Genomic DNA, 24,746 nt, shown 5'->3' with positions numbered 1-24,746 from the left:
TTTAAAAAGGACGCTATTCTGCAATTATTATAAACCCATATTGCGCTTCATAATCGTTGTATTCATGTCTTCCATCCAGGGCAACCGTACCTCCGGTTTCGGTTTCAATAATAATTTTCCCATACCACGCCTTACCATCAAACCGGTGGAAGCGGGTTATTACATCCAGTACTTCTTGGTTATATATATCGGCAGCGGTGATCTTAATGCTTACCTGCATGCTTTTATGTTATGCTGAAATTCGTCAAACCAGTCCTTGTCTATCTTATTGTATGTACCTGCCGGCATCTCCTTCCGTTGGATGAGGTATGCCATACACTACCGGCTGATGATTGCCGGTTTCATAACGCTTTTCCACAACACGTAGCGCTATCAGTTTACGGAGCTGTACTGATGCCCAGCCGGCAGACAAATCATAGGGGCGGCCAAAGGCCATACCAATGGTTACCAGGGAAAGAAACTGCCCTTTCCGGTTCAACAGATACCTGTAAGTTTTATATACATTTTCGGAAACTATTGTATCGTTAATTCTAAAGGCAATAGGCGGACTTTCATCCTGGTAGCGGGAAATCACAACTTGGTTCATTTTACAAATAGGTTGAAGAATAAAACGTCACTTAAAACAATGGTTACTCCTTCCCCTGATCAGCGGATAGCCGGAATGATCAAAGGTCAAAAAACAATGGTTGTTCCTTCTGGTCATTATGCGGATAATGCGGAGGATAAAGGATTACATATAAACAATGGTTATTCTTCAGATACCGGAGTGATAAAAGGCCAGGTGAATTTCCCGATAGCTGATGGGAGCCTTGTATGGAAAGGCGCAGGGGACCAGTGATTATGCAGGGTATTAATTAAAAAGCCATAAAGATGTAGATTTAAAACAGGGCAATCTTTCCAGGATAGATTTATTTTAATCGGTTAATTTTGTCAGGATGTACTTCTGTTCATCAGGTCAATCTTTCCCGGGTATATTTTGTTTTCATCGGTTAATATTGTCAGGATGCACTTCTGTTCATCAGGGCAATCTTTTCAGGTATATTATCGGTCAAACAATGGTTTCCTAAATCGCGGTCTGTTTTCTTTGTTGCTGTTTGTATTTCTTATACAAAGATGATCCCGCTGTACGCATTGTATTTGCGTTCTGTTTTTTCTCCGGGAGATTTCTCCTTCGTTATGACTTTTGCAGCGAAGAATAATGAATCGTCTGCAGCCCCCCGTTGCCATACACTTCAAACTCTACCTGCTGTGTAGTACTGGCGCCTTTCAGCGTCAACACCAGTTTATTTTGCCCTTTCTTCAACGGAATACGCGAGTAGTAAATAGTATGTGGAAGACTTTGCCAGTTGCGGGTATCTGCTTTCTCTGCCAGTATACTGAGCAGGTTGAATGCTTCCCCCAGCGATTCATTCTCTTTCTTAATCTGTTGCTCCGCCAGTTTTTTGATCGCCATCCGCGTAAGCGCTAATCCCAGTTCTTTCATAAACCGCTCCTGTAGGGTACTAAAAGCTAACCTGTTGATGTCTTCCACCTTTTCCATCTGTACCTGCAAGGTACTATCGCGCTGGATACTGGCGCCCGTATAGTATAGCGGTTGTTCTACATACTTCGGAAAAGCTACCCGGAATGCTTCAAAATGCCGCCTTAGTTTATAACAGGAATCACGGGGCAGCAGGTTGAAATCAAAAGGAATAAACAGGCTGTTGTCTCCATCTGTAAAACCAAAATTACCCGGTCCTCTTTCGGTCAGCGTAAAAAAGAAATTAGCTTCTGCTTTCACCGGCGCCAATCCATTTTCCCAGAACACCATTACTTCGCCGCCTTCCTGTTTTTCCACAGGCATGCGGGTGTTACCAAAAGCACGTGCATAATAGGCCCGTTCTGTTTCAAATCCCAGCCCGGCAGCAGTGCGGAGCACATCCTCCTGCAACTGTTGCGGAAGCGGGATACCATAATAGGTGTGATCCTCCTGCCGCAGAAAAAGATCCGCGGCATTGCGGTAAGCAATAAAAGCATTGTTGATATCCCCGGCGCTTTCGTATACCATGCCCTGGATGATCATGGCAAAAGCATCATTGCTATAGCGGTTTTCGCGGTTATTTTTCCGATCGTTCAATTCATATCCGCTCAGGGAAATGCGACGGGCTTCTACTTCTGCATCTTCCATCATATGCAGCTGCATATAGTTGAGCGATTTATAATAATGGATCAGCAATTTTTCAAAATCTTCTCCCCGGTACTGTTGCATAGCCGGATTGGTGAGCAGCCCCAGCGCCTGATCCATGGCTTTGTTCCGGCCACCGCTTTCCAACAGTGAATCGGCCTGGTTGAAGTAAAGGTTGCTTTCAGCATACTGCCCCTGCAGGAAGGCTGTTTTCCCTTTCTCAAGGCAAAACAGCAATTGATTACGACGGTATTTCAGGAATTTATTTTTGTCCAGCTGCATAGCTGCATCATCGAAGCGTCCCTGGGCAATAGCCCCATAGTAGCTACCAATGGCATCGTTATAGGTACGGCACGAAAACAGGCATAGCAAGCCACCCAGCAATAGCCATGCGTATGGCCGTTGCAGTAATTTCTTATTCATCTGAAATGAGAATTTTACCCGTACGCCGGCTGACTAAAGTCAGCCAAACGTAGGGTTACAGCCAGTGTAGGTGATGAGTCTGTTAGTTCTTTACGTATTTCGCAATCTTCTTATCTCCTATCCATACTACCTCATTACTTTGCAGATCTGTTAGTTCAAGGTTCACCTGGTAATACACGACCATTTGCTTCTTATGGGAATCAACAATGGAGTTAATGCTTCCTTGCAGGATATAATCGGCGCCTACTTCCAGTCCCCATTTCTTCATGGTGGATACAGAAGCATTCTGCTGCTGATCAGCCCTTTCGCCCCGCAGTTCTTCTCTCTTGGCGCCACCTTGTACCAGTCGTATTTTTTGGGTAGATACAAAAGAACGTTCCATATCTTTTACAAAAGTTTCGGCGTCGATATGTTCATGACTTTTGTTAGCCACCATGCCCACAATCACCACCGGCTTTTTGCCGGAATGCTGCTGCTGGTAATCGGGGAGCCAGTTTTCACCCAATACCCGGGTAATCATTTCTTCTGCGGTAAGACGGGAATCGGTATTATTCCAACGGCCGCTGAGATCGATCTGTTCATTGGCATTAACGCGGGTAACCTTACGGGGGGCACATCCCTGTAACAAAATACCGGCACATAAGATCCCTGCAAATGCCAGGGCATTCATTTTAAACATGACGCAATAAATTTTATGGATAATTAACGGACTAACGGAAAAGCATATAGGCACCTAAAGCCAGCGCGGTGATACCTGCTACATCATTCCAACGAAAAGGGGTGACATAAGTATTATTATAAACGGGATAATTGTAACTATATGAAGAAGGTGCATATCCGAAACTCTCGTCATACCACGTATTGCGGGCCATACGACGGTCCTGTCGCCACTGACGGCGCTGTTGCCGGGCCTCTGCCTTTGCTTCAAAATACTGGTACGCTTTATAGGTCTGCTGCACGGTAGTACCCTGATCACGGGTAAGGTAACTGCTGTTCGCCAGGTATTTATCCCTGCTTACTTTATAATGAACGTTCTGATCGGCCTGCAAGGCATCCTGTGCCTGCCCGGCTATGATGCCGCCCAGTACCAGGCAGGTGGTCAATATGACCTGCCGGAAACGGTGATTGATAACATCTGGAAATTGCATAAAAATATTCCTCCTGTATGTATGACGCACCTGATTTACCGCTCCCCTATGACCCGGGCATTTTTTTTTAAAAGAAATAAAAAAGTCCTTGTACTGCGGGGCAGTACAAGGACTTTTGATAGCAAAATGTTTACTGTTGCTGGCTCTGTACCGGGAAAAGAGCGCGCAGTGCGGGCATCCGGAAAAATAAGGCGGCCCAGATCAGTACACAGAATACTATCGGGAAGTAATAAGGCTCATGTATCCGGCTCATAATAGCCACTGCACCACCCAGGTAGCAGCTGATCAATACCGCTCCCAGTACAGCGGTGCGGGGTATTGCATAAATAATGGTGGCTATCAGTAATACAACACCCAGTCCGGTGATCTGTTCTTCCGGCCATCCCAGTTTTATACTGCCTTGAACAGCATATACATTCTTAATAATTTTCATGATGGCATCAAACAACAGGAAAAGAAGACAAATGGCAGTGATTACCCAGCCCGTTACATTCGCTGCTTTTGAAGGTGCTTTCTTATTCAGATAAAGTGTTTGCGCTTCCATATTTGTGTAGTTTTTGTGGTTATTTTTTTGTTTTGATTAACAATACAAACTTACCGGCATTCCCGATTATTCCTGCTGGGGGAATACGACATTCTTCATGGCTGATTGCGACATTTCAGGAACATCTTACCTTTGCGCCATGGATTATTTCAAAAAGCAGCTTGATTTACTCAAAATCGAGCGGGAGGAAGACCGGACATCATATAAAAAAATGACAGAAAGCTCGTCTGTGGCCGACCGCCGGGCGAATGGCCTTACCTGGTATCCCATTGCCATCCGGGGTTCTGAAATGAGTCGGGGCGACTATCTCACGGTGGAAGTAGAACGGACCACCCACCAGGACCTTCCCCATCAACTGCGATTTGGCGCTTCTGCGGTGTTGTTTTCGAACCATGATCCCAAGCAGGACCATCTTGAAGGTACCATCTCCTACCAGGGCGGCAACCGTCTGAAAATCACGCTACGTACAGATGAATTGCCGGAGTGGGCCAGCGATGGTAAACTGGGTATAGACCTCCTTTTTGATGATAACAGCTATGATGAAATGCAGAACGCCCTGAAACAGGCCGATGCATTACAGGATAAAGAACCGGAAGGAAGATTGATTAAGATCCTCACCGGCGAAAAGAAACCGGTGTTTCATCCGGACATTACCCCTTATGTAAATCCCGCGCTGAATGCTTCCCAGCAATCAGCCGTTAATAAAATATTATCCGCCAACGACCTGGCCATTGTGCATGGCCCTCCCGGTACCGGCAAAACCACCACCCTGGTGCAGGCCATCAAAGCGCTGATCAAACAGGACCAGCAACAGATCCTGGTGGTGGCGCCCAGCAATACGGCAGTGGATCTGCTCAGCGAAAAGCTCTCAGACGAAGGACTGAATGTACTCCGGGTAGGTAATCCTGCCCGTGTATCTGAGCGGCTCATGTCCCTTACGCTGGATAGTAAAATATCAGACCATAACAGCATCAAAGAAATCAAGCGGCTGAAAAAACAGGCCAATGAATTCCGCGATATGGCCCATAAATACAAGCGTAACTTCGGCAAAGCAGAAAGGGAACAGCGCAAAGCCCTGTTCGATGAAGCCCGCAAGATCATGAAGGAAGTAGGCAATACCGAGCAATACATCATCGACGACCTGATCTCCAAAGCACAGGTGATCACCGCTACCCTCGTAGGCGCCAATCACTATACGGTGAGAAATGTAAAGTATCATACCGTGGTAATAGATGAAGCCGGACAGGCACTGGAACCCGCCTGCTGGATTCCCATCCTCAAAGCGCAAAAGGTAGTACTGGCCGGCGACCACTGCCAGTTGTCGCCCACTATTAAGTCGGACGAAGCCGCCAGGAAGGGTCTCAGCACCACCTTGCTGGAAAAATGTACCGGCCTGCATCCGGAAAGCGTGACGCTGCTGGAAGAACAATACCGGATGCACGAAACCATCATGGGTTATTCTTCCGGAATTTTTTATGAAGACAAACTAAAGGCGCATCCTTCTGTAGCCGGTCACCTGCTCTTTTCCACCGATAACCCGCTGGCCTTTGTAGACACTGCCGGTTGCGGCTTTGATGAAAAAGCAGATGGCACCAGCACCACCAACCCGGAAGAAGCGGCTTTTTTATTCAAACACCTGACACAGCTGGTTACCGCGCTGGGCGAACATTACCGGCCGGAAGAATTTCCCACGGTGGCAGTTATATCTCCCTATAAACAACAAATACAATTACTGAAAGAACAGCTGCAGCATTCACCGGCGTTACAGCCGTATGCAGCTAAAATATCCGTGAATACGATCGATAGTTTCCAGGGACAGGAGCGCGATATTGTATACATTAGTATGACGCGCAGCAACACTGAAAACAAAATCGGATTTCTGTCAGACATCCGCCGTATGAACGTAGCTATGACCCGGGCACGTAAAAAGCTGGTGGTTATTGGCGACAGCGGCACGTTATCGCACCTGGATTTTTATGCCGGCTTTATCAGTTATGCGGAAAATAAAAACGCTTACCAGAGCGCCTGGGAGTTTATGGATATGTAGCCATCCGTTTCTCACTTCCTGAACATATCTTTATAAATCAAATACAAGGCATCTTTAATACAGTGGCGGGCTGGAGCACTTTTTTTTCTGCAGCCCGCCACTAACCTGCTTTTCATGAGAAAACACCCCGGAATCCTCTGCCAGTAAAGATAAAATAAATCCTTGCCGCGAGCTTTAATTAACGTACCTTTGCAGGTTTTTCGGGGAAGATAAATGGTAGCCTGCTCATAATGATCAGCCTGTTTATTTTTGAATAAATACATTATGAGTAAAATAGTTGATTACAGGAAGTTACTAGGTGTTACCAAAACTACTGAAGTAAAAGAATTAAAAAGTATCTACAGGAATTTAATGAAGGAGTGGCACCCTGATAAATTCGAGGGTTTACCAGAAGAGCAAAAACTGGAAGCGGAAGCAAAAAGTAAAGAGTTGATTGAGGCGTATCACTTTTTAGTGAGCATTGCTCCTGAAACCATTGCTGCAGCGTTACCAGCATACACTGCTACTATTTCGGCTTCTACCCTGGTAGATTTTTCCTATCAGAAGACGACTTTACAACTTCAATTCGAGGATGGCAGCAGCTACGAATACCTCGATGTTCCAAAAGCATTATATACGAAGCTGATAAACTCCGATACACCGGGCAGATTCTGCCGCCGGCATATCTATCATGAGTTTGTATACCGCAAGGTGAGCAAGGCGGTTGAGGCTTAAATGCAGCATGACAAAGGGTTTCGAAAAATATTTTCCATTTTATGTGAAAAATATTTTGTTTAAATACTTTGTCTGCTTAGCTTTGCAACCCCTGACACGATATCAGTTGCCCAGATGGCGAAATTGGTAGACGCACTGTGTTCAGGTCGCAGCGCCTGCAAGGGTGTGCTGGTTCGAATCCAGTTCTGGGCACTAGAAAAAAGGACAAACTTAGGTTTGTCCTTTTTTATTTTGAGATCCCCACACACATTCAATAAGGCCATTCTACAATAGCTTGTTCTGCAAAAAACGAAAGCTAAATACCTTATCTTACCATTAATTCTTCGCCCAAAAAACTGACGCCATGAACATTCCCCATGACGAAGTCTGGAAGCTGTTATATCCCCGCGTTACAGATACGCTATTAAAAGGCTATTGTAACGGCTTACTTAATCCGGAAAAGGATAAATTCTTTGCGGCTACTTATGTAACGGATTTTCCGGCTGCTGATGACCTTGACTTTTTAAAGTCAAAGTTTGATGGTAGCTACATGATCAAGGGCATACCACCGGAAAATCCCGGAACCGGAGGATGGCAGCTGGCAGCGCCTGGAACCGGTTTGCAGCCTGCCTCCTGCAAGGCTTATAGTGTCAGTTTCCAGGGAGCTTATTATGAAGGCGAATGGTGCCTTATATCATCGCTGACATTCTTTGAAACTACAGATGAAGCGCTGGCAAAAAACAGTGTTTTCCCAAGTGATCCTTTTAATAGCAGCATTTATTATCCATACCAGGAATCTTCATCATCATACCGCAGTGTTGATATGCAGGAATTTGCCGCAGCCCCCTACCTGGCAGCCATCGTTAAACAAGGTAAAAAAGAAAAGATAAACTGGGCATTCAGGCATTATTTAGAAATTGCTCTATTGCAACCATTAGCGGAAAAATTGCGGATCCATTATCCCGATAAGTACAATAGTATGGTTGGCATGTATGGAACCGAGCACTTTTCCAGCATCTTCCCCGTACATAAACGTTTTGTATTGCTTGTAACCGGGGCAAAGGGCCTGGCAGAAAACGACTCTACCAACAGGTATCTTCTTTATATACAGGAAAACGGAAACATTTACGAGTGGGAATACTTTCCTCCGGGCCTTACCAGCTTCAATTACGGAGAATCTGTTACTGACCAGTTAAAAACAGTCACGTACTGGGATCGCTCCAGCTACCTTCATTCTTCCTGTACCCTGGATGATGACCACTTCTGGGAGCAATATGTTTTCCGGCAGGAAAATGGAGTATACAAATACTTGCGGGAACTAACATTCAACGGCAGGAGTCTTTCACTAAAGATATAATTACCACACACGAAAAAGGACAAACGCAGGTTTGTCCTTTTTTATCCGGCACGTATAAAATTTGCTATTGGTTACCCTACCGCCTTGTTCAATGCAACAATAGCTGCCTTGAAATGTTCCCGGGTGATAACGAACTGGAAATTGACTCTTCTTAAAGCTACGCCAACACTTAAAATATTGATATCAGCTTTGGCCAGTGCGGCAGTGGCATTGGCTAATAATCCCGGCTGATCCATATTAGAGCCAAGCAGGCAAACCATGGCAATAGGTTCCACAGTCACGTGTTCATATTTTCCTTTCAGGTCTTTCAACAACTGCTGATTCAAATCATTTTCCCAGATAACGATACTGATACTGTTGGCACTGGTCGTTTTAAATGTATAGCTGATACCATAACGGGAAAATATCTGCATAATATCGAGATCACTTCCCACGGCGCCAACCATCAACGGGTCATAAATATCGATGAGCAACTGTTGATCTGAACCGGTAATCACCTCCACTCTCTTCTGATCGGAAACATAATTTTTCGTGATCAATGTACCCGGATGTTCCGGCTCAAAAGTGTTTTTGATACGAAGATTGATACGGGCTATCTCCAGCGGTTTTGCAGCTTTAGGATGAATCGCTTCCATTCCTACATCAGCCAGCTGATCAGCTATATCGTAGTTGGTATAACCAACGGGTTTTACGTTTTCTATGCCTACCAGTGCCGGATCGGCGGTTGACAGATGATATTCTTTATGGATAATGGCTTCTTCAGGTTGAAGCAGTTCAGCGATTCTGCTGAAAGTTACCTCAGAATAACCACGGTCAAATTCTCTCATAATACCCTCGGTTCCCTTTACATAGCCTGTTGCAATGCACAGGCAACTTTTAAGGTCGATGGCGGCAAACTCCTCCCTGATACGTTCATCAATCGTCAGTGAACGCCCGTCACCCAAACCGCTCAGATCTGCCAGGGCAACGTTCAGCCCCTTCTTCTGCAGGATGTTTGCCAGTACAAAGGCCGAGTGGCTTTCGCCCACGGAAGCCAGGATCTCCCGGACAGCCTGCAAAATGCCCTCATTGAGGTATCCGGAGGCCAGCATGGTGTTGGCGCTATCAAGATAAGTAAGCACCTTATTAATAATACCATCCGTCACTTCGTCGGCTTGTGCCACGTCCAGGCCAAGCGACGCATAATAGGTGTTCAGCTGTTTAAGGTGAAGTCTGACAGATTCCAGGGCTTTGTGGTAATCATTTCCTGTTGCAAACTGATGATAGGCGCCAGGGGCTTTTGTTTTCTTATTTTCCAGCAACAGGTTGGTGACGCCGGAAAAAGCCGAAACAATAAAGACACGATTGTATAACCTATCACCGGAAAGGCCATAATAAATGATGTTATCGATGACATCTTTTAGTGCACTCATGGACGTGCCGCCAATTTTTTCAACAGTTAACATACTGCGAAGCTATAAAATTTCTGAATGTAATAAAAGGGGGAAGGAATAGGCAGATTGTCACCGCCTGCTCCATTCCTCTGCCAGTTATTAACATACCGGGGGACAGCGGGTTGAAGTTATACACTTACAAGTCTCCCAAAATGCATTAATAATCCACAAACTCCTTCAACTCCTCATCATAAATAAACGGTCTTCCCCAGGATTTATCATCCTGTACTTTCTCTGCATTGATCAATCTGTAAATCGCATGTTCCGGCACACCTGCGAAAGTGAACATTTTCGTGATCCGCTCTTTTTGTAGTTTTGAAGGATCATCCCTCAGGATACCGGGAGTACCCGCAGGTAGCCAGCGCTGTGCTGAATGATCCCAATAAACCACCTGGCACTTCCGCTGGTATAAACTACCGCTGAGTTGCGCAATATCAAAAGACACATTTGTGGTCGTTTGTTTGTTCTCTTTGAGATATTGTATCTGTCCTTTTGCAGAAACAAAGAAAGGCGGGCCTACCGTTTGTGTTTTCGCCGCGCCGGCATCCAGCACAATAAGCGGTGCATATATTACACCCGTATTGATGCTATAAAAAGTAATGGAATCTCCTGTTTTAACCGATTTCATTTCCAGTGGTTTCCAAAACTCCCCGTTTAAAACACCGAGGTAGATCTGCTGAGAAGAAGGCGGACGAGATGTAAATGTATAATTGATCACCTTGAGATAAGCGTCTGATACATCGATGTAATTACTGAAACTGCCCGTTTTACTTATATCAGCACCATCTTCAATATGGTAGGTGTTACGGTAAGCCTTTGCCAGGCGGGCCCCTTTAAAGGGCAGCGCATTTCTCACAGGCGGATCATAAACGGCATTCAGCGGCACAAATTTGCCCGTGGTATCCAGTACGCTTAACCAGGAATGTCCGCCATAATTACTGTTTGCCCAATAAGAAGTAAATTCCGATGCTGTAGGAATACCCACTGCTCTCAGCCAATAGCCCACTAACATATTCAAATCTTCGCAACGGCCACCATGCGTCATTTTCATCTGGTCCACAGTAAAACTACCCGGAAAATAGGTAATCGCATCATGGATATAATGATAGTATCTGCTTAAACTATCGTTAATTATAGTGGCAATTTTAATCCGGTCAATTGTATCTCCTGCCCTTTGCAATATCCAGCCGCTGTTTTCAAAAAACTGTTTCCGCCAATGCTGCAGCGGTTCAATCTGTACACGGTAGGGCAGAATCAGTTCCTTGAATTCGTCAAATGTCAGCGACCTTGCCCACGGCAGCTCCCAGGCCTTAAACGCATAATCGATATTCTCTATCAGCCATTTTGCACTCATCACCCTGGCATCCGCAAGAAAGGTGGGATCTACGTAGCGGATAAGCCCACATTGAAGCGAATCTTCCATCTTCTTTTTATACTTGTTCAAACTATCAATACCAATAGCAGCGCCCTTAAACAAATCCGTATTAAACGCCCCACGATTGGTAACGGCGGTATACTTCGTACTGCCCTTACCGGGCATATTCTCAATTAAAAAAAGCGCTGCCTGCAATTTTAACGAGTCGCCCGGGGAACGTGAATAATGCGCAATCACGTCTTTCAACGCCGCCGCATTGCTACCGGCATAAGCCAACGACGCCGCCAGCTTTGCATGCTGCTCTTTTTTCCCGGTAGTACAGGCACACACCCATACCATCAGAAGTATGCATAAAAACAATTGCTTCATGTAATAAATGATTGAAACAATGAAAGAGGGTTACTCCGGGCTATTGACACTAAAGTTGAACCGACCGGCGCCCAGGGAGCCGGTTTCATCTACCCCTTCTATCTTTCCCTGAAATCTGCCGCGTATATCCGAACAACGGAAAGTGATGGTAGCCTCTCCGTTCTGATCAGTAATGATAATGGGTTTCCATAAAAGCACATTACGGATATCTGTCACCGGATCTTCTTTGTCAAAACCCGGTTCATAAAATTGCCGGCTCTGATAGTATCCTTTAGCAACGGTTAAACGGAATTTCTTCAGCAATTCTTCTTCTGTGTAAGTGGGATATTTATAGGTGACCCGGTTCACATCGGTGCCACTGATTGGAAACGGATGAGACGATACCTGCGCTCTCTTTGCAGGCGTAAGCTCTGAATAAACTACGCCTTCTACCGGTTTGGCGCCGCTGCCGCAGGCCGGGCAGTTCAGGATACCGCAGGCTCCTACAAAGTCTGTATTCCCCTCGTACCTGGCAAGACTGTCGAGCATCCCGAGGTATTTATCTCCGAAACTTCTCCCTTTTCCACTCACCGTTATTTCCCGCAGGCGTTTTCCATATTGCAGGAAGCTGGTATCTGCCGTTGTTTTCTCCGGTATTATCACCTGTTCTTCCGCAACATATACCGGCCTTTGTTCCTGTTCTGCACGGGCAATGGCTGTAAAAGGATTAAACACCCCCACATTATATTCTTTCTCCGAAAGATACTGGATAAAAAACCGGGGGCCGATCGTCAGGCTTTCCGGGCTCAGGTAAAACAAGCCATCATTGGCAGGTGCAGTGGGAAGCAGGATCGTTTTATTATAATTGAAAAACAGCAGTGACGCCGGCAGTTTCTCTTTTCCGGCCTTTCCCCGGGCCATCACCTGCAGCGGTAAACTATCTGTAAGCACGCGCCGCTGCAGGCTATTTTCCTTCAACACCGCTTCGTTCCACGTGTACTGGCGCCAGCCCTGGGCCAGTAACAGCAGATCCAATGCCTCCAGCCGGTCCTGATGCCTGTTATCAAAATAGTAGGAAGGATCATGAATCTTTCCCCGCAACTGCGTTGACAACAGGTAATAGTTAACGATATCCCGCACATTACGGGGATTTGAAAACAACTGATCGTATACACTCAGGCTCAGCACAGCGGGAACAGGTTTCCCACTGCCGTCGGTTGTCCGGACTTTCACCGTCACTTTTTCCCTGGGAAGATATTGTTGCCTTACTTCCTGCAAACTGATCTGTAATTGTTTTTCCGGATGCAGAAACACCAGTCGCTCTGCCAGCGGACGTAGTTGCTCATCAAAGAGCGTGGCTTCCGCTACACCTTGTCCCACTTCCCCCAGGGTTATTTTCACAATAAGGCTATCGGTCACAATGCCACCGGCAACGGCCTGTGTCGTGCCTCTCAGCTGCAGGCGCAGATAAACCTTTTCGTTGCCTGGCCGGTTGGAAAGAATTTTGAAGACCAGGCTGTCCTGATCGTTTTTCAACAATTGCATGACTACACCATTCTCCTGCACTTCTGGCACATGATACAAACTATCGGGATGTTCTTCCAACCGGATACGATATGCCGCCTGCTTCTCCGGAGTAAACAGAAAGCTGCCCATCCCGGCATGCCTGCTGTTGAAGCGGCATACTACCTTGTCATTTTTTAACAACGTACCGTTCACGGCTACCGGGTCTCCATGATTATTAACCGCTTTAAAAGCGACCCTGTTCTGCAATCCTGCTACCAGGCGGCCACCTTCGGGGAAAAGACTGAACTGCACCGGCTCCTTCCCCGGCGATGGCAGAGTGGGTGGAGAAGCCCGGCGACTGATAGCAGCAAACTCCCTGACGATACGAACGGGAGCAGCTGCATAAAACATTTGCTGGTGGCTGAGGAAAGAGTGCGCCGTATATCCTTTCAGCAGGTACTCCCCGGCGGGTAATGTTTCCGATAAATAAACCTGCCCTGCACATACGCCACTGCTGATGGGATACATTTCGCTCCAGACGATACTATCATTATCCTTTTGTTGTAGTTGTATGTACAAGGTTTTATCCGCCTGTGATAAAGTAAAGTATTGCGCATCCAGTACAAAAGCACTGAACCAGAGATCTTCTCCGCTGCCATAAATGGCTTTATCGGTTTTAAGATAAACGGCGTTACTTCCTTCTTTCGCAGCAGTATGCAACTGCTCCGCCAACTGATCGAGCGTAGTATTTCCGGACTGGGCCACCCCACCGGTAGTCAACAACAATAAAAGAATAATGATACCTGCCGTCTTCATATGTAGCCTGTCAATGTTTAATCCACCTGCATTTTCAACCATTCAAAAGCCTGACCATTGGCCGGCGATTGAAACTGATGCTGCTGTGCCTCGCCGTCCTTCACCTGCACAATACAGGGATAGATGGTATTATTAGTGGGAATATCGAAATAACCTTCCTTATCAATCAGCACGTTTCCGCGATCTGTCAATGTTTTTCCAATCTTCTGCTGTAAGATTTTGATGGATTGCACTTTGGTCAGCACAAACAGGATGTCTTTTCTATCCAGGTAATCCCGCATAAATGCTTCCGCCTCCTGGATACATCCTTTACAACCGAGACCAGGCAATATCACCAGCCACGAATACTTAGAACCTGGTTTAAGGTGATGCACCCCTTCTTCTATCACAGCATGTTCCCTGTCTTCCGGTTTTTGCTTACAGGAAGATGCTACCAGCGAGAAAAAAAGAAAATATAAAATAGCATATTTCTTCATCTTATCAAATTTTAAATATTCTTAGGTTGAAAAATTTTAAACGCCAGATACTTCTCCTGTACATCGGCAGGATCTACATATTCAATGTTCAGGCCCTCTTTGGTAACAAATGAATTATCAGGGAAGAAAGCATTCATATCACCCAGTTCACTTTCTCCCAGGTAATGAAAATCTTTGTCCATGATGATAACAATCAACTTTTTGTTTTCCATTCTGAGTCTTGCTCCACTTTCCGGAAGCGCCTTTCTTAAAAAGCGGTAATAAACATTTCTATATTTGTCGTACTTGATACCGCTATACAGATCCACTGTACAAGCTTTATTGTAGATGTATTCGCGGGGTATGGCAGATTTGCTGAACTTTGCCTTATCCATAGAGGTAATATCTCCGGCTACATTACTACCGCCGTAGACTGTAGTGATACTATCGGTTTTCAGGTCGTAGATATACAGGTTGTGCGACACCGGAAAACTGTACACCAGTTTATCCGCCGCCGGTGTAAGATCATAGTAAGGTGAATTAAATACCGGCTCATCCCACATATAGCCCTTCCCGTATAATTCTGCAGGATATTGATGCATGAACCTGACATCTTTGTTTTTAAAATCAACCAGTGAGGCGAACTTAAACTTTGACACCAGGGAATCCGGGATAGACCAGATGTATTGTCCGGGGAAGAAAATATTACCGGATAGTTCCATGATCTCATTCACGCTGTGTGGTACGTATTGCGGATACTGATACGTCCAGGTCAGTTCCTTAATATTTGAATTACCAATCAGGGAAAACTTTGTCAGGGAATCAGACTGCCGGCTCATGAGCACCAGCTCCAGCATCTGATCATCGTATACAAAAACGGAGTCCTGGTTTTTTATATGAAAGGCGAGTGGGATATGTGTTTTACCGATGTTGATATTTCCGACAGATGCGGATGCACCATAGTCATAAAGATGGATGGATTTATCATAGGTGTTTAGTACCGCGAGGCGCTCGTTTCCGATGCTATCCATGTATAACTGTACAAACTGTGGTCTTGGGGCCGACAGGCTATCCAGTGGAAATTTCTTCTCCTCGACCATCTGCAATGTCTGCGTCCCCTTCAGTGTTCCTTTTTTTTCGTTCCTGATTTCTACGCTGGCATTATTATTACTACATGCAAAGCAAAGGCCTGCCAGGCATATACAAAGTAGTTTTTTCATATGAGTATTGTATGTGGCATGAGATAACCGCCCATCTGGCATGAGTCAGATGGTAAGTCGAAAAAGGCGGTCTGAAAATCCTGCACATTGTATCTATACTACGGAAGGTTGTCCTGTATACTGATTACAAGGCAGGACTTCCAGATCACCTTATTTTACAAAACTGATCTTAGCAGTTTCCTTTTGTGGTATCACAGTCTACCGGGCCTCCTGGGTTAGCAAAACAATTGCCGGAGAAGCTGCAACGACCGTTGTTAATAGGTGTTGAGCAGCATTCTGCGCTGGCAGTATTAATTTTCAGGAGACTTGTCAGGCTGGTTTCGCCTGTCTGACCATTTGAATTGGTTGCCATAAAAGTAACGGCAGCTACAGCAGCGATACCGATTGCGGAGAGGATTTTCTTCTTCATAACTGATAATTGTGGAGGTTTACTAAAAAATGTGATTGATACTTGGCCTTGAATCGCGAAGTGGGTGAAAGGAATATCATCGCCGGATATCTTATACATTCAGCTACTAAATGCATAAACATGGCATAGCATGCCCCTACGGAGTAATTACTCAGACATACAGGTATCTTAATAAATGGTGAATTAATATATCAATAGCAGGAGGGCTGATACAACAGGCAACAGCCCTCTCCTATTAACAGGCAAATGCATCACAGTCTGTGGATCCGGGATCGGCAAAACAACGACCAAGAAGGGCGCTGCACCTGCCGTTATTAAACGGTGTGGAACAACATTCTGCACTGGCGGTATTAATTTTCAGGAATCCGGACAAGCTTATATCAGCAGTCTGCTGACTGGCAGTAGTTGACAAAAACGCGGCGATAGCCAACGAAACGATACCTAGAATGGAAAGGGTTTTCTTTTTCATAACACGGTATTAATAGTTAACAAAAATACGAGGGAATTCATCTACACGGGAAACATCAGGAAAGCAGGCAAAACGGGCAACACAGGCACTCTTCTCTATAAAACAGTATCAAAATATTGGCATTCATTAAAAGGGTACAAACACGCACACCTATTCTACATTTAATTAGTTATCCGATCTATTTTTTTCATTTAGTTCTTTATCTAAGATATAGCATTTTATCTGCTTTCCAAAATCTTAACTGCTTTTTTATTTCACTGCTTTTTACAAGTCCATAAAAAACTGTACCCAGGAAGAAGTTAACCCGAATTGCTTCAACATCTTCGCTGTTTTGCTATTGAAATCGCTGTTGCTGATCAGCGTATTTTTCTCCGGTGCAGGCAGCTTCCATTTATCCGGCGCGGTATCCAGCCCAACAACGCTTTGTGCGAAAATAGTAATATGCTGATATGGTATGGCAATGCCTAAAATCATACCGGGCAAACCATTGAAAGATTCAGGACCGCCACGGGTAGGAATTTCATCCGTATAAAATGCCACCACATAAATAGAATCAAACAACAAAGTATTGGCACGATGACATTCATAACCGGCAATTTCGCGGGTTTCTTCCGTCAGTTTCCATTTAACATTTTTAACGGCATCTTTGATAAAAAACACCTGCTCAAAAGCCTGCTTTTGTGTAAGTGCCGTACCAGCAGAAAGATTACTATACACTTTATTTTTATAAGCTACCGGTATCTGGAAGCTTTCAGAAAAACCCATGTCCGGATTACCTGGCTGATAAAGCGTTTCTTCTCCCTTAAAATACAGGTTAAAGGTGTCGGCCCAGAACTGGGGAGAATTACTCCTGTATTCCTGCATATAAGCTGCCAGTTGATCGTCTGTGACCGTCCGTGTTTGTTTCAGAAAAATCGGCATCGCTGCAAACGTATTTACTTTGCGCTCAAACTTTATTTTCCCGCTGTTGATAAACACGGCCTGTTGTGCTGCCAGAGGACATACGTAGCTCATCAGCAGGATGATCGCAGCTATATGAATATTCTTTCTCACTGTTTGATGCTATTAAATTTGGTAAAATTCCAGGACGCACCAATCATAAAATAACGCCGGATGGTGCTGAAACGGTTCTCCGAAAAAAATGTGTTGGTAGCTGTACGGGCGTAACCGTTATTTTCATTCAGGATATCATTACATGAAATTTTCACCAATAGCTGGTCCTTACTGAAAAAGTTGCGTCCTATCCAGGCATTCCAGATGGTACGCCGGAAATTATCGTTGAAGGTCTGCGTTTTCTGTTGCCAGAGATAATTGGCATCTGTATGGACCTGGAACTTCTTCCAGAAGTAAATATCCAGCGAAGGATTCAGCGTATAGAAGAAATAGTTATTCTTAGATGTTGGCTGGAGTGAGGAAGCATTGACTGTATATCCCGCACTTCCTACCATATAGAAGCTATATTGCTGTACTTTAGATTTAAATGCTTCCACCGAAAACGTATAGGTGTTGTAGTTCAGCTTGTTCACCGTACCGTTGATGGGACTAAACGATTTTCCGCCATTGACTCCAAGCCCTACGCTGGCCTGCAGATCAAGCTGGCTGATCTTCTTCGAATAGTAGGTATTGACATTATAATTATGGTTGGCATATCCTGCCATATTCACGTACTGGTAGGTATAGGCCCCCGCCGCATCTACCTGGATCGACTGGGTAATAGGATCCGTTACTATTGTATAACCAGCCTCTCCTCCATAATACACCTGCGAAGCCACTTTGGCAGCATTGTATTTCACGTTGAAATCGTTGGTAAAGCTATTATTCAACTCCGTATTAGGCAGAAAAGTACTAAGCTGACTATTATTAAAACTGAAAGGGAGCAGCTGCCAGCGTCCCGGATTATTGCTATTGCCATTGTAATTGACGCTCAACGCTTCAAAGTTGCTGAACTTATAATTAAAATTGACATTAGGATTCAGGTTCACAAACTGCCGGTCCATCTTCAAGCCATTATATATGCTTTCCGAATTCATCTGCACCAACTTCACCTTGTTACCGGCTTTCAGCACCATCTTTTTTGTGGCATAATTGAACGATATCCCACCCTGGTTACCCCAGGTAGTTGAATTCATTTTACTGCTAAAAGCAGTATCAATCGTTTTTATGTCCTGGTTATCACCCTGACTATACGAACGCTTATCATCGTGCGACGATTCATAGTACAAGTCATAATTGACAATCATCGACAACTTCTTAGACAGCGCCTCCGTGTAAATAGTATTGAGGTTCAATATGTGCCAGTCATCATTCATCTTTTTACGCAAATGCAGCAATGCCGAGCTATCCGGATGATTCAGTTCGTCATAAAAAGTACTTTTAGAAATGTTTTCGCCGTCAGTGGCATCATTTGAAAAGTTGTTATTCAGGTACACGGCAAGGGTACGCCCTTTCTTCTTCAATTGCTTTTCCCAGGACAGGTTCACATTATAGCTTCCATAATCATAGGTACTGTTGCCAGATTTTTCGTTATTATAAATCAGGCTCGAATCACCTCTTTGGTTTTGTGTAAACCCCTTATCCGAACTCTTGCTGTGATAGCGTGTTCCGTCTGTATAAACGGTAAAGGTAGCAGTAGAATCATACTTGTAAATATATTTTGCATTCAACTTATTGTCGGTACTGCTATTCTCGAAATTGTTGTTACTATTACTTAAAATAATGCCGGAAGGCAGGTTGTTCTGTGAAGTAGTAATTTCCGACCCAACCACATTTTGCAGGTTGAATTTATAATTACCATTGAAAGATGTTTTGTCATTGTTCCATTTCTTATCATAATGAATGCCGCCCGAGGAGATCTTTGGCAGTCCCTTACCGGAATAGTTGCCATCTCCGTCTTCATCAGATCCTACTTTACCTTTATCGGCTGCTCCCAGGCCCGATCTGCCGATATTACCCGTGGTGGCATAGGCAGATATGCGTCTTCTACCTTTAAAAAAGTTCATCATTCCCTGGGCGCTATATCGCTCATCGGTACCGGCGCCAGCTTCTACTTTTCCAAATACGCCGTGGTTCTTATCTTCCTTTATTTTCAGGTTGATCGTTTTATCCTTTACCCCATCTTCTATCCCGGTAAATGCAGCGGCATCGGATTTCTTATCGTATACCTGCACTTTGTCGATCATATCTGCCCGCAGGTTGCGGGTAACCAGTGTAGGATCGTCACTGAAAAACTCTTCCCCGTCTACCAGCACTTTCCTTACTTTCTGCCCCTGGGCTGTAATATTGCCAAACTGGTCTACCTGTAGCCCGGGTAGCTGTCGCAGCAGTTCTTCTACGGAGGCATTGGGTTGCACTTTAAAACTGCCGGCGTTATACTCGGTGGTATCGCCATTGATCTTAATGGCCGCCACCTGCGATTTTACAATTACCTCCCGCAGTAACCTGCTTTTAGGAATGAGATAAATATTGTTCAGCGTCACCGCTTTGTCCGCTGCTTCTTTCATGTTTACCCGGTAAGAATAGCTGGCATATTTCGGATAGGAGAAATACAACACATAGCTGGCGGTATCAGCCAGTTGGGGAAAGCTGAATCCTCCCTCTTTGTTCACCCTTGTACTGGCAATAATAAAGGAGTCGCGGGCCTGCAACAATACTACCACCGCATTGGTGAGCGGGGCGTTCAGACTGCTGTCTGTCACGGTTCCCCGGATCGATGCATTTTGCGCATTCCCTTTATAATGAAATAAAATAATCAGTAACAATATCAGTCCCGGGACATTTTTCATCATTGAACGACGGAATTTAAATACAAGCTAAGCAACAACAGTTCTTTTAATACTTATTATATGTCTTCATTTCTTCGTTGTACACATAGGGCCGGCCATATGATTTATCATGCTGTGGCACTTCTACATTGATCACCCGGTAAATGGCATTTGCCGGCACACCGGAAAATACGATCATCTTTTTTATTTTCTGTTCACGCAGCTTTCTCGGATCATCTACCAGGAGCCTGATAATACCAGCAGGTAACCAGTCTTTTTTTACGTTATCCCAATAAACTACCATGCACTTCTTTTTGTACCGCTCGTCTGACAAGGAGGAAATATCCAGGCTGATATCAATCAGTGAATCTTTATTCTCCACGAGGTATTGAATATGACGGTCTTCTGTCAGCAAGAAGGGTGTACCTATGGTTTGCGTATTCTCTTCCCTGCCATCCTGCACCACAACAGGCGCATACACGGCCGTACTGGCTATATTCCTGAATACAAGCGTATCGCCGTTCCGGGTCGTTTGCATCTGCAACGGCTTCCAGTATTTACCATTCAGTACGCCCAGGAATATTTTGCCAGATTGTTCTTTAGGTACTCTCATCGAATAGTCGCTGGTAGGCAGGTATTCTTTAGTAATATCATAATAGCTTTGAAAATACTGCCCTTCCTTCAGCACGGTGCCCTCATCTATATGATAGCGATACCGGTAAGCCTTGGCCAGCCGCATATCCTGGAAAGGCAACGAATCCCTGACGGGTTTGTCATAGATCGCATTCATAGGCACAAATTTACCGGTAGTATCCAGTATGGCCAGCCAGGAATGTCCGCCGAAGTTGCCATTCGCCCAGTAAGAGGTAAATTCCGTGGAAACCGGGATACCAATGGCCCGCAGCCAGTAGCCTACTGCCATATTCAAGTCTTCACAGCGCCCGCCTTTTGTTGCCAGTAATTGTTTCATGGTAAAGGTGCCGGGAAAATAATTGATGTTATCATGAATGTATCCGTAATATTTACGCAGACTATCGTTGACAATGCCGGCAATTTTGATCCGGTCTGTGCTGCCTCCTGCTTTTTCGAAAATCCATCCGCTGTTATCCCAGCACCATTTGCGCCAGCGTTGCAACGGTTCATTCTGCATACGGTTAGGTAAAATAAACTCTTTAAACTCCTCAAAGCTTAGTTTTTTTGCCCAGGGCTGTTGCCAGGCTTTAAAGGCGTACTCAATATTCTCAATAAGCATACTGGCACTGATGGTGCGGCAATCTGCCAGGAAAACCGGGTTCACAAATTTAATGGGACCACAATGCAGCGAATCTTCTATTCTTTTCTTGATAGCATTTACACTATCAATACCAATGGCATCTCCCACGAACAAATCCTGTTTAAAGGCACCACAGTTAGTGGTAGCAGCATACCGCATGCTGCCTTTCCCCGGCATATTCTCTACCAGGAACAGGGCAGCGGCCAGCTTCAGCGAATCACCGGGAGATTGAGAATAATGGGCGATCACCTGGTTTAGCGCCGCTTCATTGATCCCGGCTGCTTCTAATGCGGCGGTCAGTTTAACCGAGGTATCTTTCTTATAGGTATTACAGGCACAGGAAAACATCAGCAACAGCCAATAGAGCAAATATGCTTTCCCGGATGGAATATATCGGTAGTTCATTGTTTATTATTGCGTTCTTTGATAAGGTTATCAGCAAAGCCTTTTATTTCTGAGATGGCTTTCGAGGGTACTTTTACTTTCTTTATTTTGATATGACGTGCCATAGTCATCGCTTTCTCCGCCTCTCCGCTTTCCTGGTACAATGTCATAAGCAGGTAGAGGGGGTAAAACCTGTTTGGGATCATATCCATCGCCTGCCGATAGGCTTGCTCTGCCGCAGCATAGTTACCCAGCTTCTTTTCACAATCACCGATGCCCGTTTCAATAACGCTGGAACTCAGGTATTGGCGGGCTGCTACTAACAGGGCTAACGCCTGTTTGTCGTTGCCTGCCATGGCGCGCGACTTACCATACTGCATCAGGAACTCCCCATTGGTATGCAGCAACGGATACACTGCTTCAAACTGCCGGTTGCTTTCCGTGTAAAATCCTTTCACATAGGCTGCCTGCGCCAATCCCCATCCGGCATAGGATTCCCGTACTTTATTCACAACACCGCCATACTCATACACAAGAAACAATATGAGCAGAAAAAAAACGGGTACCAACGCTACCCTGCGACGGTATTGGATATGGAATAACACTTTGCTCTCCGTTCCCGACAATATAGCCAGGGCAAATACCATCATGTATTTCATGGCCAGGTTATCGGAGGTATAGGTAAACAAAGCAAAGAACAGGCTGGCCAGTAAGATACCATATGCAATGGTACGTACAGGCATATACGATTCCGCAGACCTATATCTCCCGAAAAAAAACACCACCGCCGCGACCAGTAACAATCCTATCCATCCATTTTCTACTACAAACTGCAGGGGTTCATTAAAGGCATAAAAAGTATTATCTGCCAGCTGCGCAGCATCAACTTCATGTCCCTGCTGCTCAAACCAACGTGCCTGTGCATCCATATAATGCGCTTTAAACCGGTCCATTCCCACACCGGTAAAAGGATGCGTTTGTATCAACGTCGCAGATACTTTATATACCAGCAGGCGTCCATCAGCAGAGTTTTGTTTAAGCAGATAGAAAGTATATAATAAACCGATGAACAGCACCGCCGCCGTAGCAATACGTTTGAACGGCAAGGCGGCCGCTATACGCCCATCCCGGTAACGGTACATCAGCCACACTATTCCCAGTCCCGCTGCCAGTGCAAAGAACGCGGAGCGCGACCTCAAAGCTGGCAGCAACACGATACTACCAACCAGTGCTAGCAGCGGCAGGTACTTCTTTAATAAGATAGTAATCCTACCTTCCTTTGCCGAAAAAGTATCCCGATGAATATATAAACCAAAAGAGACTATTGCCACCAGCGAAAGATAACCAGCGTAACCGCCCGGATTAAAAAAATTACCCGTCACAGGAAAATAAGCATTGCGGCTATCCAGGATGCCCAACAACTGCAAGACACCTGCCAACACCTGTAAAAGGCCACCAGCAATGATCGCCAGGAGCAGATAGTGATACATGCGGAAGGACAACCTGCGCAATACAATATAAGTGATCACCAGCGCCATCAACTCCAGCCAACGCAGGGAAAAACCATGGATGGTGTGCAGATAATACCGGTTAACAGCTACATACGCCAGTAAGAGCAATAATCCCAGGTCCAGTACCGAAATAGAAATACGAAAGGGAGTACTGTTAAATAAGGTATAGCCAGCCAGCAGCAAAAAAACAACTGCGATGCTATAAGCCAGGAAAATAAATTTAGCAGACTGTGTAGGATCATAGAACGCATTACTGTAAGCGGAAGGCAATAACACGAAAACGGCGCCCAGCAATATTAACAGGGCAGTCATTACAGGACTTCTTACGGGTTTTACAGGCAACATGGACGCTACAATATTAAAGGGTTCTCAGCTCATTTTATATAGGTCTCCCGGGGCACGCTGACATAGACATCTAATTTAACAAACTTATTTATATTTCCGATCTTTTTATTATTCTCAGAATTGTTGTATAAACTTTCCGACGAGATGGTCTTTTGGTATAAGTCCATAATGACGTGAATCAATCGCGATGTCCCGGTTATCACCCATCATAAAGAAATAATCTTTTTGAAAAGTGTACCCCTCGACCTGCTTCCCGGCGATAAAAATATCCTTTCCTTCCACGTGAAAGCTGCTATCCTCATACATCCGGATAGTGTTCCCATATATCCCGGCATACTGCTGATCAAGGGAAATTTTCATCCCTTTAAAAGGCACTTTGAGTGCGGGCATATCAAGGATATTCACACTTAACTCAGGCGGATGTATGCTGCTGCTATCCGGGTCTGTTTTTCGGTTCCACAGGCTGATAGAGTCTACGCTACTTTTTACCTGCGCCAGCTGCTGATTATCGAGCGCCAGGAAAACATATTGTGAAAAACGCCGGTATCCATTCTGCAATTTATCCATACCCGTGCGGTCAATGGCTGCTTTCACCTGTTGATAATCATTGTACCAGATTTTGTAGTAATGACGCACGCTCAACGGCTCCTTCACTGCCTGTCCATTGATACTGACTGCACCGTTTTTCACCGCCACTACGGCACCTGGCAGCCCGACACAACGTTTTACAAAAAAACCGGGAATATCTTTATTAATGGTGAATACAAAAATATCTCCCTGCTGTGGGGATGCAGTGGAGAAGCGGGAGAAATAACCGCTGTAAAAAGTTTTGTTAATGAGGATATAATCATCCGTCATAAACTTATTCATCATGGATTCACTTGGAATCCTGTATATATCGATGAAGAAAAAACGGAGCGTAAATAATATCAGTACAATGGCCAGCAGTACATAGCCTGTTTTCTGTAAGATGCGCCTGCTACGGGATTTCATACTCGGAGTTTTCATTTAGGTTAACTGTTACCCAGCTAAGCTAAATATATAGATAAACTCCAATAGTAGCAA

The 24,746-nt window shown here is 45.0% G+C and carries 21 protein-coding genes and 1 tRNA gene; 4 read left to right on the top strand and 18 right to left on the bottom strand.

Annotation, left to right across the window (positions count from 1 at the left end; translation table 11 throughout):
* Positions 1-13 precede the first annotated feature (13 nt).
* From BMW79_RS12320 to BMW79_RS12290, 6 genes are all read right to left on the bottom strand, one after another.
* Positions 14-220, bottom strand: coding sequence for a hypothetical protein (locus BMW79_RS12320; protein ID WP_089895096.1), 207 nt, complete (start codon positions 218-220; stop codon positions 14-16).
* 45 nt (positions 221-265) lie between these two features.
* On the bottom strand, positions 266-586 hold the full coding sequence (locus BMW79_RS12315) for a hypothetical protein (RefSeq protein WP_089895094.1): 321 nt from the start codon (positions 584-586) through the stop codon (positions 266-268).
* Between the two features lie 588 nt (positions 587-1,174).
* Positions 1,175-2,587, bottom strand: coding sequence for a COG3014 family protein (locus tag BMW79_RS12305; RefSeq protein WP_089895089.1), 1,413 nt, complete (start codon positions 2,585-2,587; stop codon positions 1,175-1,177).
* A gap of 82 nt (positions 2,588-2,669) precedes the next feature.
* The gene (locus tag BMW79_RS12300) at positions 2,670-3,266 is read right to left on the bottom strand and encodes a penicillin-binding protein activator LpoB (protein WP_089895087.1); all 597 of its coding nucleotides are present in this window, start codon (positions 3,264-3,266) and stop codon (positions 2,670-2,672) included.
* A gap of 31 nt (positions 3,267-3,297) precedes the next feature.
* Complete coding sequence (locus tag BMW79_RS12295; protein WP_089895085.1) at positions 3,298-3,735, bottom strand: hypothetical protein; 438 nt, start codon at positions 3,733-3,735, stop codon at positions 3,298-3,300.
* A 130-nt stretch (positions 3,736-3,865) separates the two neighbouring features.
* A complete protein-coding gene (locus BMW79_RS12290) occupies positions 3,866-4,279 on the bottom strand; it encodes a DoxX family protein (RefSeq protein WP_089895083.1) in 414 nt (137 codons plus the stop codon).
* A 211-nt stretch (positions 4,280-4,490) separates the two neighbouring features.
* On the opposite strand from BMW79_RS12290, the gene BMW79_RS12285 reads away from it, so the two are divergent.
* From BMW79_RS12285 to BMW79_RS12265, 4 genes are all read left to right on the top strand, one after another.
* Positions 4,491-6,326: an AAA domain-containing protein gene (locus BMW79_RS12285; protein ID WP_245752472.1), complete on the top strand. Its 1,836-nt coding sequence runs from the start codon at positions 4,491-4,493 to the stop codon at positions 6,324-6,326.
* Between the two features lie 264 nt (positions 6,327-6,590).
* Positions 6,591-7,040 carry a KTSC domain-containing protein gene (locus BMW79_RS12275; protein ID WP_089895079.1) on the top strand — a complete coding sequence of 150 codons (450 nt, stop codon included), beginning with the start codon at positions 6,591-6,593 and terminating at the stop codon, positions 7,038-7,040.
* A gap of 108 nt (positions 7,041-7,148) precedes the next feature.
* Positions 7,149-7,232, top strand: a tRNA-Leu gene (locus BMW79_RS12270).
* 151 nt (positions 7,233-7,383) lie between these two features.
* A complete protein-coding gene (locus BMW79_RS12265; RefSeq protein WP_089895076.1) occupies positions 7,384-8,376 on the top strand; it encodes a hypothetical protein in 993 nt (330 codons plus the stop codon).
* A 71-nt stretch (positions 8,377-8,447) separates the two neighbouring features.
* On the opposite strand, the gene BMW79_RS12260 is transcribed toward BMW79_RS12265, so the two are convergent.
* The 12 genes from BMW79_RS12260 to lepB form a co-directional block, all read right to left on the bottom strand.
* Positions 8,448-9,821: an aspartate kinase gene (locus tag BMW79_RS12260; protein WP_089895075.1), complete on the bottom strand. Its 1,374-nt coding sequence runs from the start codon at positions 9,819-9,821 to the stop codon at positions 8,448-8,450.
* Positions 9,822-9,966: 145 nt separating this feature from the next.
* Entirely contained in the window at positions 9,967-11,553 is a 1,587-nt protein-coding gene (locus BMW79_RS12255) for a transglutaminase domain-containing protein (RefSeq protein ID WP_089895073.1), read from the bottom strand.
* 30 nt (positions 11,554-11,583) lie between these two features.
* Positions 11,584-13,854: a hypothetical protein gene (locus tag BMW79_RS12250; RefSeq protein WP_089895071.1), complete on the bottom strand. Its 2,271-nt coding sequence runs from the start codon at positions 13,852-13,854 to the stop codon at positions 11,584-11,586.
* Positions 13,855-13,871: 17 nt separating this feature from the next.
* Positions 13,872-14,330 (bottom strand): hypothetical protein, encoded by a 459-nt coding sequence (locus tag BMW79_RS12245; RefSeq protein WP_089895069.1) that lies wholly within the window; start codon positions 14,328-14,330, stop codon positions 13,872-13,874.
* Positions 14,331-14,341: 11 nt separating this feature from the next.
* Positions 14,342-15,529: a DUF4221 family protein gene (locus tag BMW79_RS12240; protein WP_177192141.1), complete on the bottom strand. Its 1,188-nt coding sequence runs from the start codon at positions 15,527-15,529 to the stop codon at positions 14,342-14,344.
* A 169-nt stretch (positions 15,530-15,698) separates the two neighbouring features.
* A complete protein-coding gene (locus BMW79_RS12235) occupies positions 15,699-15,938 on the bottom strand; it encodes a hypothetical protein (protein ID WP_089895066.1) in 240 nt (79 codons plus the stop codon).
* Positions 15,939-16,173: 235 nt separating this feature from the next.
* Positions 16,174-16,407, bottom strand: a complete 234-nt coding sequence (locus BMW79_RS33730) for a hypothetical protein (protein ID WP_143059137.1) — start codon at positions 16,405-16,407, stop codon at positions 16,174-16,176.
* A gap of 264 nt (positions 16,408-16,671) precedes the next feature.
* Positions 16,672-17,460 (bottom strand): GLPGLI family protein, encoded by a 789-nt coding sequence (locus BMW79_RS12230; protein WP_245752470.1) that lies wholly within the window; start codon positions 17,458-17,460, stop codon positions 16,672-16,674.
* Positions 17,457-20,192: a TonB-dependent receptor gene (locus BMW79_RS12225; RefSeq protein WP_089895063.1), complete on the bottom strand. Its 2,736-nt coding sequence runs from the start codon at positions 20,190-20,192 to the stop codon at positions 17,457-17,459. Before BMW79_RS12225 ends, BMW79_RS12230 begins: the two co-directional genes overlap by 4 nt.
* 43 nt (positions 20,193-20,235) lie before the next feature.
* Complete coding sequence (locus tag BMW79_RS12220) at positions 20,236-21,846, bottom strand: transglutaminase-like domain-containing protein (RefSeq protein WP_089895061.1); 1,611 nt, start codon at positions 21,844-21,846, stop codon at positions 20,236-20,238.
* Positions 21,843-23,681, bottom strand: coding sequence for an O-antigen ligase family protein (locus BMW79_RS12215; RefSeq protein ID WP_089895059.1), 1,839 nt, complete (start codon positions 23,679-23,681; stop codon positions 21,843-21,845). Before BMW79_RS12215 ends, BMW79_RS12220 begins: the two co-directional genes overlap by 4 nt.
* Positions 23,682-23,795: 114 nt before the next feature.
* Positions 23,796-24,674 carry a signal peptidase I gene (lepB, locus tag BMW79_RS12210; protein WP_177192140.1) on the bottom strand — a complete coding sequence of 293 codons (879 nt, stop codon included), beginning with the start codon at positions 24,672-24,674 and terminating at the stop codon, positions 23,796-23,798.
* Between the last annotated feature and the right edge of the window lie 72 nt (positions 24,675-24,746).

The sequence above is a fragment of the Chitinophaga arvensicola genome, assembly GCF_900110835.1.
Lineage (GTDB): Bacteria > Bacteroidota > Bacteroidia > Chitinophagales > Chitinophagaceae > Chitinophaga > Chitinophaga arvensicola.
The sequence above is the reverse complement of the archived record's forward strand: the minus strand, read 5'-3'. Positions and strand labels throughout refer to the sequence as shown.

Bases quoted from the DNA above. Each gene is read 5' to 3' on its own strand.
- BMW79_RS12240 (WP_177192141.1), bottom strand. From the start codon at position 15,529: ATGAAAAAACTACTTTGTATATGCCTGGCAGGCCTTTGCTTTGCATGT.
- BMW79_RS12250 (WP_089895071.1), bottom strand. From the start codon at position 13,854: ATGAAGACGGCAGGTATCATTATTCTTTTATTGTTGTTGACTACCGGT.
- BMW79_RS12215 (WP_089895059.1), bottom strand. From the start codon at position 23,681: ATGTTGCCTGTAAAACCCGTAAGAAGTCCTGTAATGACTGCCCTGTTA.
- BMW79_RS12295 (WP_089895085.1), bottom strand. From the start codon at position 3,735: ATGCAATTTCCAGATGTTATCAATCACCGTTTCCGGCAGGTCATATTG.
- BMW79_RS33730 (WP_143059137.1), bottom strand. From the start codon at position 16,407: ATGAAAAAGAAAACCCTTTCCATTCTAGGTATCGTTTCGTTGGCTATC.
- BMW79_RS12275 (WP_089895079.1), top strand. From the start codon at position 6,591: ATGAGTAAAATAGTTGATTACAGGAAGTTACTAGGTGTTACCAAAACT.
- BMW79_RS12320 (WP_089895096.1), bottom strand. From the start codon at position 220: ATGCAGGTAAGCATTAAGATCACCGCTGCCGATATATATAACCAAGAA.
- BMW79_RS12260 (WP_089895075.1), bottom strand. From the start codon at position 9,821: ATGTTAACTGTTGAAAAAATTGGCGGCACGTCCATGAGTGCACTAAAA.
- BMW79_RS12300 (WP_089895087.1), bottom strand. From the start codon at position 3,266: ATGTTTAAAATGAATGCCCTGGCATTTGCAGGGATCTTATGTGCCGGT.
- BMW79_RS12290 (WP_089895083.1), bottom strand. From the start codon at position 4,279: ATGGAAGCGCAAACACTTTATCTGAATAAGAAAGCACCTTCAAAAGCA.
- BMW79_RS12265 (WP_089895076.1), top strand. From the start codon at position 7,384: ATGAACATTCCCCATGACGAAGTCTGGAAGCTGTTATATCCCCGCGTT.
- BMW79_RS12315 (WP_089895094.1), bottom strand. From the start codon at position 586: ATGAACCAAGTTGTGATTTCCCGCTACCAGGATGAAAGTCCGCCTATT.
- BMW79_RS12245 (WP_089895069.1), bottom strand. From the start codon at position 14,330: ATGAAGAAATATGCTATTTTATATTTTCTTTTTTTCTCGCTGGTAGCA.
- BMW79_RS12235 (WP_089895066.1), bottom strand. From the start codon at position 15,938: ATGAAGAAGAAAATCCTCTCCGCAATCGGTATCGCTGCTGTAGCTGCC.
- BMW79_RS12220 (WP_089895061.1), bottom strand. From the start codon at position 21,846: ATGAACTACCGATATATTCCATCCGGGAAAGCATATTTGCTCTATTGG.
- BMW79_RS12225 (WP_089895063.1), bottom strand. From the start codon at position 20,192: ATGATGAAAAATGTCCCGGGACTGATATTGTTACTGATTATTTTATTT.
- lepB (WP_177192140.1), bottom strand. From the start codon at position 24,674: ATGAAATCCCGTAGCAGGCGCATCTTACAGAAAACAGGCTATGTACTG.
- BMW79_RS12285 (WP_245752472.1), top strand. From the start codon at position 4,491: ATGACAGAAAGCTCGTCTGTGGCCGACCGCCGGGCGAATGGCCTTACC.
- BMW79_RS12255 (WP_089895073.1), bottom strand. From the start codon at position 11,553: ATGAAGCAATTGTTTTTATGCATACTTCTGATGGTATGGGTGTGTGCC.
- BMW79_RS12305 (WP_089895089.1), bottom strand. From the start codon at position 2,587: ATGAATAAGAAATTACTGCAACGGCCATACGCATGGCTATTGCTGGGT.